Below are 14,326 nucleotides of genomic sequence, written 5' to 3' on the forward strand. Positions count from 1 at the left end.
GGGCGGCGGCCACGGCCAATGATTCGCCCGCACCATTCCTGGCCCTATTGGGACTATCCTCGATATAAGTGATCCCCAAGGCGCTCATCGCGGCCCCGGGGATCATTTCGTCTAGAGGCGCTGCTCGGTTGCGGCAGAGAAGATCGAGGCCTTGGTCATGTTGAAACGCAGGCCCACCGTCTCGTCGAGGCTGCGTGCGGCGTCCACGCTCAATTTCACGCTCAGGCGCTTGCCAAGGCAATGAAACCAACCAAGCGCATCGGCGCCGAGGAGTTCGACAAAGGCGAGCGACGCTGGAATGCTGTCCGGTGCGCCGGCGTCCACGACCGCGATGTCCTCGCAGCGCACGCCGAGCACGCTGGCGCCGGGCGTCATCTTGCTTTCGAAGACGTAGCCGGAGGTTTCGATCGCAACATCGGCAGTCTTGAAAACGCCCGCGGCATCGAGTTCGCCATGGAAGAAATTCATCGCCGGAGAGCCGACGAACCCGGCGACGAAGAGGCTCGCGGGCTTCTCGTAGATGGACTGGGGATGGGCAAACTGTTCGACCTTACCCTTGTGCATGACGGCAACCCGGTCTGCCATGGTCATTGCCTCGATCTGGTCGTGCGTGACGTAGACCATTGTGGACTTCAGCGTTTCATGAAGCTGCTTGAGTTCGACGCGGGTTTCCGCACGCAGCTTTGCATCGAGGTTGGAAAGAGGTTCGTCGAACAGGCAGATACTCGATGAGCGGACCAGGGCACGCCCGATCGCCACGCGTTGACGCTGTCCACCGGAGAGCTGGCCTGGTTTGCGATCCAGCAAGGCTTCGATCTGCAGCAGCTTCGCGACCCAGGCGACCTTGTTCTTGATCTCCTGCTTCGGCTTGCCGGCAATCTCCATGCCGAAGGAGAGATTGCGGCGCACGGTCATGGCCGGAAACAGCGCATAGGACTGGAACACCATGGCAAGCCCGCGCTGGCTTGGCTCAAGTCCGCTAACGTCCTTGCCGTCGATGATGATCTGCCCGGAATCGCAGTCATCCAATCCGGCGATGACATTGAGGAGCGTGGACTTGCCACAGCCGGAAGGGCCGAGGATGACAATGAACTCACCCTTCTCGATGTCCATGTCTACGGACTGAAGGATCGTGAGACCGGCGAAGGATTTCTTGATCTGGTTTAGAGAGATGCTGGACATGTTCAACCCTTGACGGCGCCGGCGGCGATGCCGCGGACGAAATAGCGGCCGGAGAGGAAATAGACGATGAGTGTCGGGATGGCGGTAATCAGCGCTGCGGCCATGTTGATGTTCGGCGTGGCAGCCCCGCGCGCATTGTTGACGATGTTGGTCAGTTGCACGGTCATCGGCAGGTTGTCGTTGCCTGCGAAGATGAGGCCGAGAAGATAGTCGTTCCAGATGCCGGTGAACTGAAGGATCGCAACGACGACCAGACTGTTCGTCGATATCGGCAGGATCACCGACCAGAATGTGCGCAGGAAGCTCGCGCCCTCCATACGTGCCGCCCGGCTGATGTCGTCGGGAATGGCGACGTAGAAATTGCGAAACAAGAGTGTGGTGTACGGAAGCCCGTAGATCACATGGACGAAGACGATGCCGGCATAGGTGCGAAACAACCCGACAGTACTGAGGATCTTGACCGTCGGATAGAGCATCGCCTGGTAGGGGATGAACAGTCCGATCGTCACCAGAAGCATGATCAGATGGACATGCCGCGAGCGCCATTGGGCGAGCGCGTAGCCGTTCAAGGCGCCGGCCAACGTTGAGATAACAACAGCAGGCACGGTGATCTTGATCGAGTTCCAGAGACCCGGACGTACCCCGCCGCACTCAAGTCCCGTGCAGGCGGTCTTCCATGCTGCGACCCAGGATTCGAAGTTCGGATTGATCGGAAGAGCCAGGAGATTGCCTTGGCGTATCTCGTCCAGCGGCTTCAGTGAGTTCATGAGAACCAGGAGGAGCGGCAGCAGGAAGAAAACAGCCGACACGACCAGGAAGGTATAAAGGCCGATCCGCGCCGCCGTTGGAGCAGAAGCCAACCGATGGGTAGTGGCCGTCATGTGCGCCTCCTGAATTCGGTGATGAAGTAGGGTGTCAGCAACAGCAGCGACAGCAGCAGCAACATGATCGAGGCAGCCGAAGCGAGCCCGAGATTGACGCGCGCGAAATAGAAATCGACAGCGTATTTCGCCGGCATTTCAGTGGAGATGCCAGGGCCACCCTTGGTCATGGCGATCACGAGGTCATAGCCACGGATCACGTCGGACATGAGCAGCACGACACAGGAGGCGATCACAGGACGAAGCGAAGGGAAGATAACCTGGAGATAGGCCCGCCACAGCGGGATCGCCTCCATTCGAATTGCCTTCCACAGTTCGGTGTCGACACCGCGCAGGCCGGCGAGGATGATCACCATGATCAGGCCGGCGGAATGCCAGATGCTGGCGAAGACCAATGTGTAGATCGCGCGATCCGGGCTGGTCAGCCAGTCGAAGGTAAAACTCTCCCAGCCGAGGCTCCTGACGAGTGCCGGGAAGCCGTTCACGGGATCAAGCAGCCATCGCCAGGAAAGGCCGGTGACGATCAGCGAAACCGCAAGCGGATAGAGGAAGATCGTGCGGAAGAACGACTCCGCCTTGATCCGCCGGTCCGCAAACACGGCAAGTAGCATACCGATCGCCAGCGTGCCTACGATGTAGAGTACGCCGAAGATGACCATGTTCAGGCAAGACACCAGCCAGCGATGATCGGAAAAGAGCTTCACATATTGCTGGAAGCCAATCAGTTCGTATGTTGGCATCAACGTGGATCGGGTCAGGGACATCCAGAATGTCCAGCCGATCGAGCCATAGAAGAACAGAGCTACGATCGAGAAGAAGACCGCCACGGTGACATCAGGCCGGAAGCGTTGCCGCCGGAGCCATGTATTCATGTTCAGTTACCTCACAAGCCATGGCGTCCCACCGGTGGGCTGGCCGGCCATGCAATGGTTGCGGGCCAGCGTCGCGCGCTGGCCCGGGTGACGATTACTCGCTCTGCAGGAGCGATATCAGGGCCTCGGCGCCCGCCTTCGGCGTCATTGACGGGTCGGTCCAGAACTGCGTTGCGATATCGTTTGCACGACCGCCCAGGTCGCCCGGCAGCGCATCGATGAAATCGGAGACCGCAACACCAGGCGTGGCGAGGGCTTTGACGCCCTTTGCCGCGCACGCATCAAGCGAAGAGGTCTCGACGTCGAGGCGCGAGGGGATCGAGCCCTTCACTTCGGCAATCTTTGCTTCGACCTTCGTGTCCATGATCGTCTTGGCGAGAAGCGTCTGGCCCGAAACACGTTCTTCATCGGTGTTTTGCGGGAAGACGAAGACATCGACGAGGATCTGGTAGCCGAGCTTGCCGGGGACGATCATGCAGCCAAAGTCTTCACCAGGCTTCTTGCCTGCGGCGATGAACTCACCGCGCGCCCAGTCACCCATGAGCTGCATGCCGGCCTTGCCGTTGATGATCATGTTGGTAGTGTCGTTCCACGACCGTCCCGGGCTTGAGGGGTCAACATAGGTCGAAATGCGCCGGTACATCTCGAAGGCCTGCTCGACCACAGGGGACTTCATCGCCTCGGGATCGCGCTTGACCACCAGCTGATTGTAGTATTCCGGTCCACCGACGGCGAGAATGAGGTCCCAGAGGATCATCGCCTCCTGCCAGGGCTCCCCACCGACGGCAAAGGCGGTCACACCGGCTGCCTTCAGCTTGTCGGCAACCGCGAACATCTCGTCGAGGCTTTTCGGCTCTTCAATGCCGTACTTGCTGAAGACTTCCTTCGAATAGTAGAGCCAGTTATCGGCGTGGATGCCGACAGGCAGCGCCACGAGGTTGCCGTCAACGTTGAGCTTGTTCCAGACGATCCCCGGGATCTGCTTCTGCCAGCCACCCTCCGTGGCAAGGTCATCGAGTTTGCGGAGCGAACCGGCACCGGCAAGATCGCGCATTGCCGAGTTCGGCGTCATCAGCAGCGCCGTGGGCGGCTCGCCGCCGGCGATCCGGCTGGTTGCGGCAGCAAGAGCGGCATCGAAATCGGCCGAAGGACTGTCGATCCACTTGCCCCCGCGCGCCTTGAACTCATCGGCGATCGCATGCATTGCCTTGGATTCGCTGGCGCTCGTCCAATATTGCTGCACATCGACGGTCTGGCCGAACGCTGCTGTCGAGGCGGCGAGCAGACCGACGAGCGCGACCGTTGACGAGACGTATTTGAATTTCATGTTATTCCCCTTGCTTTTTTGATAGGGCCGGATGCGCCGGGCTGGCCGGCGCATGCGTTGTCAGGCTGCGGTTGCGACCGCAGCGCTCATTTCCTTGTTGAGACTGTCAAGGAAGGCGGCCATATCCGCCTTGGAGATCGTGTCGCCCGCGACCCACGCGACGGTGTTGTAGATGCCGAGGAAAGAACCTGCGCAGTAGGAGATCATCTTCTCGGCCTCGTCGTCGCCCAGATCCAGTTGCTCCTTGAGGAACTGGCCGAAGCGCTTCCGGGCATATTCCTGCTCGAGAACAAGGAACGGCTGGCTTTCAACATTCAGAATGCTCGATGGCAAGGCCGGCGCCTGAACGTCGAGAGTGACGTCGAGCAGCAAATCGCGCGAGGACGCACCGACTTCCATCGTCAGCTTTCCGGCGTCAAGCAGCCACTGGCGGTGATCCGGATCGTAGTAACGCAGGTCGCGCGCCTCGATCGTTACATCCACCCGCTTGGTCTGGCCGGGCTCGAGGGCAACCTTGGCAAAACCCTTTAGTTCACGGATCGGGCGGCTAAGGCGCGGATTGTGCGGGCGGGCATAAACCTGGGCGATTTCCTTGCCCGCCGTGGTGCCGGTGTTGGTCACGTCGAAGGACAGCTTGACGGTGCTCGATACGTCGATCGTGGAGGTATCGACGGCGAGGTTCGCGTATTCGAACGTCGTGAAGCTGAGGCCGTAGCCGAACGGGAAGAGCGGCGCGAGCTTTCTCTTGTCATAAGAGCGATAGCCGACGTGAATGCCTTCGCTATAGATATGCCGGTTGTTCTCGCCGGGATAGGTGAGGAAGCCTGGCGTGTCTTCGAGCTGCATCGGGAAGCTGACGGTGAGCTTGCCGCAGGGATTCTGCTTGCCGAACAGCACATCGGCGACAGCCTTGCCGGCTCCCTGGCCACCGAAGAACGCGGCGAGCACCGAAGCTGCCCCGTCAATCCACGGCATGACGACGGCGTCCGGCGTAGCAAGAATGACTGCGAACTTGCTGTTCCGCTTTGACAGCCGTTCGATCAGCGCATCCTGTCCTACATCAAGATTGAGATGTGTGCGATCCGAGCCTTCACCGTCATAGCCAACCTCGGTGTTGCCAAAGAACAGGACAACGTCGGCGGCATCGATCTCTGAAAGTGCTGCCTGTTCGGTTGCGCTGCCGTCCTCGAAGTCGGAAACCGCGTGGAATGTGACGTGGACGCCCGGGGCCATCTGGCGGATTTCATCGAGCGGGACGTCGATTTCCGTCGGACGGGTCGTCGCGCAGCCCGACCCCTGGATGACCGGCTCGCGAGCGGCGGCGCCGATCACGGCGATCTTGCGAAGCTTGCCGGCATCGAGCGGCAGCAACTTGTTTTCGTTCTTCAGAAGAACGATTGATTCCGCGGCCATGCGCTGCGACAGCGCATGATGCTTCTTATAGTCTGCCGTTGCATTCGGATGAATGTTGTTTCGAGCCAGCCGCACCAGCTTGAGCATGCGAAGGCAGGAGCGATCGAGGACGGCCATCGGCACGCGGCCGGCTTCAACGGCCTCCAGGAGTTCCTGCTTGCGGGCACCGCTTTCCGGCATGTCGAGGTCGTTGCCGGCGTTCAGCGAAGCCGGACGATCCTTGATGCCGTGCCAGTCGGACACGACGACACCATCGTAACCCCATTCGTCGCGCAGCACTTCGGTCAGGAGCCAATGGTTTTCTGCCGCCTGCACATCGTTCAGGCGATTGTAGGAGCTCATCACCGTCCAGGGATTGGACTTGCGGATCGCGCGCTCGAAGCCTGCGAGATAGACCTCGCGCAGGGCCCGCTCCTCGACCACCGAGCTCATCGTCGTGCGCTGAACTTCGGAGTTGTTGCAGGCAAAATGCTTGAGCGACGCGCCGACGCCATTGTCCTGCATGCCACTGATGACGGCAGCGGCGATTTCGCCGGTCACGACAGGATCCTCGGAGTAGTATTCGTAGCTGCGACCGGCAAGCGGAGTACGACGGATATTGATCCCGGGGCCGAGCAGGATGTTGACACCGAACGCCTGGCATTCGGCCGCGAGCGCCTCACCCAGTTCACGCGCGAGATCAACGTCCCACGAGCAGGCAAAAGAGGATCCATTGGGGAAGCAGGTTGCCGGACGCGTCGTTCCGAACGCGGTCTCGACACTCTCTGACGCGTCGGCATTCACCACACTCAGGAAGGCGGCAAGCTGGGTGTCGCTGTCTTGTGGACCATCGATCTGCTCCACCGAGTAACGCACGCCATACGTGCCGTCAGTCATCAGCACTTCCGGGATGTTGAGGCGATAATTGGCAGCTGTCCGCCACAGGCCATAGCCGCTCACCATCGCGACTTTCTCCTGCAGCGTCATCTGCTCGACGAGCTGTCCGAGTTCCTTATCCGAAATATTCCACGTCATAAATTTCATCCCATTGTGACAGACGCGCCGTCGGCCTTTGCAGGCCTCCTCGCCTGTGCGGCTCCATCGACCGCATCAAAGAATGACCGATTGATGACACGGGAAAGAGAAGCGATCTAGCCGCGAAACTTGCTCTAGATTTACGACACTTTTTGATGTTTATTGCCACCCGAACGGAGGGGATGAGAATGAACATTGCCTATCTGCGGCCGGATCCGAACCTCGATAATCGCAGCTGCGGCTACGAAAACCACGCCCCGTCGGCCGAGGCCCACTGCCGCGCATTCGTGCATGGATACGCCGACGTGCCGTATCACTGGCATCGGGAGATGGAGATACTTTTCGTTCTGCGCGGCAGCTTTCGGCTGGTCGTCGATGGTCAGTCCTGCGAGATGAACCAGGACGACATGATCATCATCAATGGCGACGTTCCCCATAATTCCACATCGATTTCGCGCGATGGGCTGGTGTGCGGCGTTCACCTTGACGTCGGTCACTTCGAGCGCATGGGGCTGCCGTCTTTTGCCGCCCGTCAATATCTCTGCCGAACGTTTCTGCACAGCAAATCCTACATGAACCGGGTCGCACCCCTGAAGGCGCTGATGGCTCGCTTGATCCTCGACCAGACGAACCACGCCGAAGAATCGATGGCGCGGCAGACGATCGCCAATCTTCTCGCCTGCTACATTTATCGCTGGATTCCGTATGAGGCGGCAGATGCGACGGTCGCGCAACTCCGCTCGGACAGCCGCCACCGTATTCTCAGGATCATGGATACGCTTAGCGAAAAGGACGAAAACCAGGACCTGAGCGAGATTGCCGATGCGGAGGGGCTGACACTCAGCCACCTCTCACGGCTGTTCAAGCGGCATGTCGGTATCGGATATCGTGATTACTCCCAGAATCTTCGGCTGGACAATGCAGCCGAAGAACTGCGCACCACCGACCACACCATTGCCGTTGTCATGGAGAAAAACGGGTTCGGAAATCCTGCTGTATTCTACAACAAGTTCCGCGGGCGGTTTGGCTCAAGTCCCGCAGAATTCCGTCGCGGCCGTCGTGCGCTGAAGCCCCAAAGCCACCTGACGGAGGAGGACTCCAGCGAGGTGCAGAAGATTCTCTCAGCGCATGCAGGCGGCGTCGGGAAAGCTGCAGAACTCGCAGTCGGTCTGACCGCCGGCGGCAAGCGACAGATCGTGCTGAGCGCACCGCACAATGCCAGTTTGAGCTAGTCTAGCGGTTCCCTCCTGATTCTTGCCGCAGGAAGAGTTCCCTCATGGCAAACACCAGACATTTGGCCCGAGCGCCGTGGAGCTGACGGCTCAGGCATCAAAGATGTGAAAATGGAATGCACCGACGCCCATCAGGGCGTGCTGCGCATCTGCGACATCCGTTCCGTCATAGTTGGCGCCGTCGAGATAGAGGTTGCGATCCGTCGAAGGCGTCCCGTCCCAGGCGTCGTTCAGGAAAGTGACGGCGACATCGTGGCTGCCATTGCCCCAGTCTCCCTGAACGAGCACCTGATCCGTTTGGCCGGACCCGTGCAGGGAGTGAGCCGTCTGGATCCCGCCGACCTGTGTTCCGTCGACCTCGACCCTGTATTGCGCGTCACCAAGATAAGCATCCTGGCTGATCGACAAGACAAGCTTGTGTGTACCGGCTCCGATCGTTGATCCATCGCCGGTCGGCGGCGTCGTGGTCGTAGGAGGCGGCGTGGCGGCAGTGTCGGAATTGGTGGGCGTATTCGTCACAGTGCCGGTATCAGGAAGGTGGGAATAGACCCTGATATAGTCGATCTGCGATGAGATAGGCACGTTGGCGACATCCGCATTGTTGTTGGGATCGGCCTGTGTTGCCAGATCGGCCAACAGGTACATCGGCCCATGCATGTCGCTCGGCGTGGGTTTTGATCCGACGAGCTGGCCGTCCACGTAGAAGCCGATCGTATCCTCGTTCCAATCCAGTCCGTAGGTATGGAAGCCGGATGGCTGGGGAAGCTCGCTATAGACCTGCAGGTTCTGTTGCCAGTTCTCGTTCGGTGCCGCATCGGTGGTGTGAATGCCGCTATAGATGCCCTTTTCAAAGCTTCCGTAGTTCTCGACGACATCCAGTTCCTGCCAGTGCCCGGCATTGTTCGGGTCAGCTATCGCATGGTCGGGCAGCAGCCAGAATGCATTCCAAGCGCCGGCAAGGTTCGAGAAGTCTGCACGGATCTCGAAGTAGCCGTAGGTTTGTGAAAAATGCCCCTGCGTCGTGATGAGGCCGGATTCCCAGCTGTCCGGAAAGCCCGACGCCGTGCGGTCAGGCACGGCCGTGATCGTCAGCACCCCATTGCTCACGTTGAACGGATCATAGCCTGAGGCCGGATCGACAAATGACGAATGGCCAAAGCCGATATCGGAGTTGGCGTCAAAACGCCATTGCGGCCGGATATCCGCCCAGGTCGTGCCGTCTCCCGTCTGAGAAATGCTGCGACTGTTGAACTCGTCGTCAAACGTCAGCTGGTATTTGCTAAGATCGATCGCAGACAATTTCACCTCCATGACAAGTGAACTGGTCCGGATGCTCCGGGCGCTATGCGAACAGAAAATCGTCCGCCATCAAAGCATGCTGGCTGTGAACGACCACGCCGCCGGTACCGAATGAAATGGTGCTTTCATGCGTTGTCGGGTCGAAGGCCGAGATAAAATCAAGCGCGCTGAAGTCCGTGATCCCTAGCGCCGACACGTCGATGTGGTCGATGCCCCAATTGTTTCCCACGCCGTGACCGCCTTGTCCGAAATCTTCAATTCTGTCGTTGCCATTGTTCGGCTTGAAGACGAACGTGTCGTTTCCGCCCCTGGCGTGGCCAATCATGACCTGTGCGTCGCCCCACATGTCGTCATTGCCGTTGCCGCTGATCAGGGTGTCGTCGCCGCCCCTGGCGTGGCCGGACATGGTCTGGGCATCGCCGATCAGCGTGATCGTTCCCTGCAGGTGGCGGACGGCATCGACGTTGAGGACGTCGTCGCCTCCACGCGCATGGCCCGACATCGTTTGCGCGTCGCCCACGATCAGATCGCCGGCATTCTGCTGTGCTCGGACGAAAAGACTGTCATTGCCGCCGCGGGAATGACCCGACATGGTCATCGCGTCACCATAAGCCAGAACCGCGCCGACCGACGCGACGTTCAAGGTGTCGTCTCCACCAACAGCCCGATCACCTAGATTGCCTCCGGCATCGCCGAAGAATGTAACGCTGTCTTCCAGGCCGGTGTTCAGGGCGTCGTTGCCGCCATGGACGTGCCCGTACATATTGCGGCCAGCATCACCGTAGAAGGTGACAAAGCCCTCTGAGCTGCCATCCGTGACTGTATCGTTGCCGCCGATGGCGCGATCTCGCATATCGCGGCCAACGTCTCCATAGATCGTGAAGGTGTTCTGAAAAGCAGAGAGGCTAAAGGTATCATCGCCACCCGCGCCGCAGCCAACTATGTCCTGGCCTGCGTCACCATACATGGCAACCGTGATGTTGCTGGAACTCGCGGCCGTGTTGAACGCGTCGTTTCCGCCTGTTGCGTGGTCCGCTATGTTCTTGACGGCGTCGCCAAAGAAGCTGCCTGATCCGCTTATCGTCAGATGATCGTTTCCGCCTGTGGAATGGTCCAGCAGGCTTTTTCCGGCATCGCCGTAGGCAATCGTCGTCGTGTCCGGCGGCGCCAGGATATCATCCGTGCCGATCTGATGGTTGATTAAATTCCCTGCCGTTATCGGAATTCGCTTAACCATCCCGGCCTCCTTCGAGCTGAAATGACGTGTTAGCCTGCGATCGACTGCCCCTAAAATCAATAGGCAAAATGGGCTCGCCCGCTATCCGGCTGATCCCGCAGGCTAACTTTTTCCGTGTACCTTGATCTCACACACCCAAATCCGCAGGGTGCGGCATCATTCTTCCCGAAAGGCTCTGGCCATCTGGTCCTTCATCGGCTTTGTCAGATAGGCGAGAACGGTTCTTTCCCCTGTTTGCAGGAAAGCCTCGACCGGCATGCCGGCAACCGCAGTCAGCTTGCCGAGGCGGTTCCACTCCTCTTTCGATATGCTGGCGCGCAGAACATAATAGCTCGCTCCGGAATGCTGGTCAGTGGTGAGCTCCGCCGAGATCTTGGTGAGCTGCGCGTTGAGCTGGGGCGTGTCCTGTTGATTGAACGCGGAAAACCGCAGCATGACCGGCTGCCCGACGCTCACCTGATCGATATCCTGCGGCGAAAGCTTGAGTTCGGCAACGAGCGCGTCCTGATCCGGAACGATCTGCATGACGGTATCACCCGGCGATATGACCGCGCCCGGTGCATGCACACTCAAATGGTCGACGATGCCCGCCTGCGGCGCTGTTATATCGACCCGTTTAAGGTCGTCCTGTGCGGCGACCAGCCGTTCCATGAATTGGCCGGTGTCGCTTTGCGCCTGGCGCAGCTGGTCGGACACTTCCGCGCTGTGATCATCATCGATCTGGGTGATCTGCAATTCCGTCTCGGTCACCTTGCCCTTGGCCTGAGCGATGCTCGAGACGAGATTGCCTAGCTCCCCCGTGAGGCTGGCGCTCTCGCGCTGCAATGCGTAGACCTTCGCGGCCGGGACAATCCCCCTGTCGAACAGCCCCTGCAGGCTGGAAAGCTCCTTGTTGATCAGATCGATCTCGATGCGTTTGCCGCCCTCCTGCGCGGCGAGACCATCGGCCTCCTGGTTCAACTGCTGGATCCGCTCTCTGAGCTGCGATTTGCGGCTTTGCCTTGAGGCCAATCGGTCGTCGAACAGGCGCTTCTCGCCCGCAATCGTGCGTTCGACCTCATCTTCACCGGCGCGCGACATCAAACCTGTCGGAAAGGCAATCTCCGGTGCGTCGTCGCGTTCGGCAAAGAGCCGCGCCGTCCGCGCCGAGAGTTCGTCCAGACGCTTCCGGATGATGGCGAGACTGGCGAGCGTCTGGGTGTCGTCCAGATGGATCAGAAGCTGGCCGGCCGCGACACGGTCGCCGTTCTTTACGCGAATGTCGCCGACAATTCCCCCTTTGAGATGCTGGACCGGCTTGACATAGCTGTCGACAACGAGCGATCCAGGGGCGATGACGGCGCCAGAGATCTGCGTGGTCGCGGCGAGGCCTCCCATCACACCGACAAGCAGGGCGATCGTCCCCAGCGCTACGGCCGAAAGCCGTCGCATCGAACGTTCGGTCGGTGACAGCTTGTCCGCGCTCATGAGCCCGTGTCCTCGCCGGCGAGTTTCAGCCTGATCGCGCCTTGCTTGATCGGCGGTCTCACGGGGGCTCCTATAATCGTGTCTTTTGGCCCGAAGGCCTGCAACCGGCCCTCGACGATGACCATCAGTGTGTCGGCCGCTGCCAAAGCGCTCGGCCGATGGGCGATGACGACGGCGATCCCGCCCCGCGCGCGCACGTTCAGCAGCGCCTGGGTCAGGGCCGCATCACCCTCGCTATCAAGGTTGGAATTGGGCTCATCGAGCACCACCAGAAAGGGCTCGCCATAGAGCGCGCGGGCCAGTGCGATACGCTGCCGCTGTCCCGCCGAAAGCCGAGAGCCACCCTCCCCGATCATGGTGTCGAAGCCCTGCGGGAGCTTTACGATCATGTCGTAGACACCCGCCGCCTTCGCAGCGCCGACGACCAATTTCGATGAGGGCTCCTTTTCGAAACGGGCGATGTTGTCGGCAATAGAACCGTCAAACAGGCTGACGTCCTGCGGGAGATAGCCGAGATTGCGCCCGAGCTTCGCCGGATCCCATTGCGAGAGCGCGGCATGGTCGAGGCGGATGGAGCCGATCGCGCTGGGCCAAATGCCGGTGATCGCGCGAGCAAGCGACGACTTTCCCGAGGCGCTGGGTCCAATAACGCCGAGAACGGTCCCGGCCGAGACCTCGAACGAGAAGTTGCGGAGGATGAGCTCACGGCTGCCCGGAGGCGCGACGCTCAGATTCTCCACCGTCAATTTCGACCGCGGCGCCGGCAAGCTCACGCTTCGGCTCTCTTCGGGAAGAACCTCCAGCAACCTGACAAGCCGCAACCAGCTTTGCCGGGCAGCGACGAACCCCTTCCATTGGCCGATTGCAAGTTCGACGGGCGCGAGCGCGCGACTGACAAGGATCGAGCTTGCAATCATGATCCCACCGGTCGCCTCCTGTCGGATAACCAGAATTGCGCCGACCGCCAGCACGGCGGATTGCAGCATCAGACGCAGGATGCGGGATGTGGTCGTCAGTGTGCCGATCACATTGCCGGCTGCAAGCTGGTTTGCCATGTAGGCGCCATTGATATCGGCCCATCGATCTGTCATGCGGCCGACGAAACCCATGGCGACCACCGCTTCCCAGTTCCTTCGCACGCCCTCGGCGAAGGCAAGGCGTGTGGCTGAATGCCTGGCAGCGTCGGCGGCCGGTCGTTGTGACAGGATTTCGGCCAGAACCGCCAGGCCCACGAGAACGATGGCGCCACAGGTCGCGGTAAACCCGATCCAGAAGTGAAACAGGAAACACAATCCGAGGTAAAGCGGTATCCAGGGCAGATCGAACAATGCGATTGGACCGGCGCTGGCAAGAAAGGAACGGACCTTGTCAAGATCGCGAACCGACTGCATCCCATCACCGGGCACCGATGCCACCCGCTGCTGAAGCATCAGCGAACCGAAGATCCTGCTGTTCATCCGCTCATCAAGCGACACGCCGACGCGTGCCAGCAACATCGAACGCAACAGCTCCAGAATACCCTGAAAGACGAAGAGGATCGCGGCGATGATTGCTATGCCGACCAGTGTCGAGACGCTACGACCGGGGATGACCCGGTCGTAGACCTGCAGCATGAAGAAAGAGCCCGTCAGCGCCAGTACGCTGGTCACCGCGCTGGCAAGCGCGATGCTGAAAAATACCCTTCGCAACGACGCAAGCATCGCCAGCAGAAATGTCCGAGGCAGTTCTTTCGATGGCTCGACCACGCAGCTGCACTCCTTCATTCATCGCCGCCGCTAGGCGGACATATTCGCGATGGAGGTCGTCGACGGCCGGATGGAAAGTGATCAAACTGCCGTCCCTAGAATGACAAGTGGCTCAGGCATCATTAAAGAGACCAAAGCCACTGCAAGAGCTAGAACTGCAACAACAGCACTTGTCTGCTGTTGGCCAAGACGATGACAGCCGGTACCACCCTTGTCAACCGGACTGCATGGGTGCCTGCCCCGTCTTGTCGCATCCACCACGACACGGCGGCTGTCGGCTGATGTTGGTTCATTGAGGCTGTAGGTACCCCGACCATACAAGGTGCGTCACGACCAGCATATTGACAAGCTTTCGCCGATTGGAGGCGGACCCCTATCCCAGCCAAACACACTTCGATCGCCAAGCTTGTTCGCCTGCGTTAGAACTGTGCCGGCTCTCGGAAATCAACAGCCGAAGCAGAGGCCTGCGCCCAATACGACTTTTGAGACCTCACGTATTATTCGTCGAAACGCCATCGCCACTCGTCTGCCTCTCCTTGTGCAAAATTGTTCTGGCGCGGACATAAAAGCGAAGTCGTCTGGCGCGACTGTTTGACCTGACGGCACGCCAGGGGAAGTTTTGGTTGGCCTGCTCGAAAAACCGCAGAACTCGCCTAG

Annotated in this window: 10 protein-coding genes; 1 reads left to right on the top strand and 9 read right to left on the bottom strand. The window is 59.8% G+C overall.

The window, feature by feature from the left end:
* Positions 1-111: 111 nt before the first annotated feature.
* The 5 genes from QTL94_RS21445 to QTL94_RS21465 all read right to left on the bottom strand — a co-directional run bounded on the left by QTL94_RS21445 (position 112) and on the right by QTL94_RS21465 (position 6,689).
* Positions 112-1,182 (bottom strand): ABC transporter ATP-binding protein, encoded by a 1,071-nt coding sequence (locus QTL94_RS21445; RefSeq protein ID WP_065692007.1) that lies wholly within the window; start codon positions 1,180-1,182, stop codon positions 112-114.
* Positions 1,183-1,184: 2 nt separating this feature from the next.
* On the bottom strand, positions 1,185-2,063 hold the full coding sequence (locus QTL94_RS21450; RefSeq protein WP_065692006.1) for a carbohydrate ABC transporter permease: 879 nt from the start codon (positions 2,061-2,063) through the stop codon (positions 1,185-1,187).
* On the bottom strand, positions 2,060-2,935 hold the full coding sequence (locus tag QTL94_RS21455; RefSeq protein WP_083199403.1) for a carbohydrate ABC transporter permease: 876 nt from the start codon (positions 2,933-2,935) through the stop codon (positions 2,060-2,062). The genes QTL94_RS21450 and QTL94_RS21455 overlap by 4 nt, the downstream gene beginning before the upstream one ends.
* Before the next feature lie 94 nt (positions 2,936-3,029).
* Positions 3,030-4,262: an ABC transporter substrate-binding protein gene (locus tag QTL94_RS21460; protein ID WP_065692005.1), complete on the bottom strand. Its 1,233-nt coding sequence runs from the start codon at positions 4,260-4,262 to the stop codon at positions 3,030-3,032.
* A gap of 60 nt (positions 4,263-4,322) precedes the next feature.
* A complete protein-coding gene (locus QTL94_RS21465) occupies positions 4,323-6,689 on the bottom strand; it encodes a beta-glucosidase family protein (protein WP_065692004.1) in 2,367 nt (788 codons plus the stop codon).
* A 188-nt stretch (positions 6,690-6,877) separates the two neighbouring features.
* Here QTL94_RS21465 and QTL94_RS21470 point away from each other — a divergent pair, with 188 nt between their 5' ends.
* Positions 6,878-7,921: a helix-turn-helix transcriptional regulator gene (locus tag QTL94_RS21470; protein ID WP_065692003.1), complete on the top strand. Its 1,044-nt coding sequence runs from the start codon at positions 6,878-6,880 to the stop codon at positions 7,919-7,921.
* Between the two features lie 90 nt (positions 7,922-8,011).
* Here QTL94_RS21470 and QTL94_RS21475 read toward each other — a convergent pair whose 3' ends face one another.
* The 4 genes from QTL94_RS21475 to QTL94_RS21490 form a co-directional block, all read right to left on the bottom strand.
* Positions 8,012-9,226, bottom strand: a complete 1,215-nt coding sequence (locus tag QTL94_RS21475) for a family 16 glycosylhydrolase (protein ID WP_244499512.1) — start codon at positions 9,224-9,226, stop codon at positions 8,012-8,014.
* A gap of 37 nt (positions 9,227-9,263) precedes the next feature.
* Positions 9,264-10,457, bottom strand: coding sequence for a calcium-binding protein (locus QTL94_RS21480; RefSeq protein WP_289803084.1), 1,194 nt, complete (start codon positions 10,455-10,457; stop codon positions 9,264-9,266).
* 156 nt (positions 10,458-10,613) lie between these two features.
* Entirely contained in the window at positions 10,614-11,924 is a 1,311-nt protein-coding gene (locus QTL94_RS21485) for an HlyD family type I secretion periplasmic adaptor subunit (protein ID WP_065692000.1), read from the bottom strand.
* On the bottom strand, positions 11,921-13,669 hold the full coding sequence (locus QTL94_RS21490) for a type I secretion system permease/ATPase (RefSeq protein ID WP_141683965.1): 1,749 nt from the start codon (positions 13,667-13,669) through the stop codon (positions 11,921-11,923). Before QTL94_RS21490 ends, QTL94_RS21485 begins: the two co-directional genes overlap by 4 nt.
* Positions 13,670-14,326: the final 657 nt, after the last annotated feature.

The sequence above is a fragment of the Rhizobium sp. S96 genome, assembly GCF_030382195.1.
Taxonomy (GTDB): domain Bacteria; phylum Pseudomonadota; class Alphaproteobacteria; order Rhizobiales; family Rhizobiaceae; genus Rhizobium.